3 protein-coding genes are annotated in these 1728 nt (G+C 44.9%); all 3 read right to left on the reverse strand.

The features are described from left to right. On the reverse strand, positions 1 to 1045 hold a 1045-nt coding region (locus tag B3180_RS09970), incomplete at its 3' end, for a bifunctional TVP38/TMEM64 family protein/FAD-dependent oxidoreductase (protein WP_286844301.1). A gap of 5 nt (positions 1046 to 1050) precedes the next feature. After that, positions 1051 to 1338 carry a type II toxin-antitoxin system RelE family toxin gene (locus B3180_RS09975; protein ID WP_054491200.1) on the reverse strand — a complete coding sequence of 96 codons (288 nt, stop codon included), beginning with the start codon at positions 1336 to 1338 and terminating at the stop codon, positions 1051 to 1053. After that, positions 1328 to 1582 (reverse strand): type II toxin-antitoxin system Phd/YefM family antitoxin, encoded by a 255-nt coding sequence (locus B3180_RS09980; RefSeq protein WP_054491199.1) that lies wholly within the window; start codon positions 1580 to 1582, stop codon positions 1328 to 1330. The genes B3180_RS09975 and B3180_RS09980 overlap by 11 nt, the downstream gene beginning before the upstream one ends. Positions 1583 to 1728 lie beyond the last annotated feature (146 nt).

The raw sequence follows: 1728 nt of genomic DNA on the forward strand, positions 1-1728 counted from the left end.
GAGCCTCCCCCTGCTCAACATTAACACCCAGCTTGGTATAACGCTCAACCGAGTCGTGCGGTTCAATGTCCTTAATGACCGACTGTACCTGCTGCATCACTTGTTTAAAGTCGACCGACACCTTTCCAATACTCACCCCAACGCGAGAGGCATTGCGTGCATTGTGAGCAAGCTCCGCTACGTGTAACAGAGCCTTGGAGGGCACACATCCGGTATTGAGGCAGTCTCCGCCCATTTTATGCTTTTCTATTAACGTTACCTTTGCTTTTACCGCTGACGCTATGTAAGCACTGACTAACCCGGCTGAACCGGCACCTATAACCACCAGGTTATTGTCAAAAGACTTGGGCTTTTTATAACCTTTAAAGGCCTTACGGCGTTTCAAAAAGGCCAGTACAGCTTTAGCAATTAGCGGGAATATTCCCAGTAAAACAAAGGCACCAATTAAGTCCGCAGAAACGACATCCCCCAGACTGGATATCTGGGCCAGTTGGGTTCCTGCATTAACGTATACCGCGGTACCCAGTAGCATGCCCACCTGACTGACCCAGTAAAAGGTCCACACCTTGATTTTAGTCAGACCCATAACCAGGTTAATAACGAAAAACGGGAACAGCGGAACCAGGCGTAGGCTCAGCAAATAGAATGCACCGTCTCGCTCCATTCCGCGATTAATAGCGGTTAGGCGATCACCGAATTTTTCCTGCACCCAGTCATGCAAAATAAAGCGGGCGCTTAAAAAAGCCAGAAAGGCACCAAAAGACGCAGCAAAACTTGCCAGAAGTAAGCCCCAACCGAGCCCGAATATTGCCCCAGAACCTAGCGTCAGAATAGTCGCGCCGGGCAGTGATAACGCCGTTGTCACCACATAAATAACAAAATAAATAGCAAAGACAGTAAAGGGGTAATCAACGAAAAGCTGATTTAGCTGCTGTTGCTTTTCTTTTAAAACATCAAGCGATAAGTACTGCGTCAGGTCGAACGCAAACGCACTAATAAATAGTGCAACAATAACCAACAGCAACAAGAGCTTTTTCAGTGACATAAAGATTAATCCAATCGCTTCTGAGCGCTAATATACACTCTGTTTTTATCACGCTTGCCTACAGCTACAACGGTAACCACAAGCTCGAAATCTCTTACTTGATAAACTAATCTATAACCTAGTTTTCGCAATTTCACTTTGTAACAGTTATCCATTCCCTTTAAGCGAGACGCTGGGACATGAGGTGATTCAAGCCTTTGTTTGAGTCTGGCTTTAAATTGCGCCTGAACATCCTTGTTCAACTTTTTCCATTCTTTATAAGCTGAACGTTTAAACGTCAGCTTATAAATCATCGATGTTCACCTCAACTTCATCTTCATGCTGGCGTTTTTTAACTAACTCCAGTAAATCCCTGTCTTCCAGCTCTTCCATCAACGCTTCATAGGTTGCTGCCGGAATACAATAAAATGCGGGCTGATTCCGATTCAGTACAGCCACCGGCTCGCCATGAGACTCTTCAACAACCGCCATTGGATTCTTTTTTAACTCACTAATGCTAGTTGAGTTCCGTGCGTAAATAGGTCTAACTGATCTCATATGACCTCCAAAAAGACTTTTAACAGGTCTAATTATAGGTCATTAAATCTAATTTTCCAGCTTTAAAACTTGTAATCAACACTCAACCGCGCGTGTCTTGGCTGCGACGGAAAGGCAAGGGTTGCACCAAAGTAACCGCCCTCAAA

This window comes from Idiomarina sp. UBA4206, from assembly GCF_002383015.1.
Classification (GTDB): domain Bacteria; phylum Pseudomonadota; class Gammaproteobacteria; order Enterobacterales; family Alteromonadaceae; genus Idiomarina; species Idiomarina abyssalis.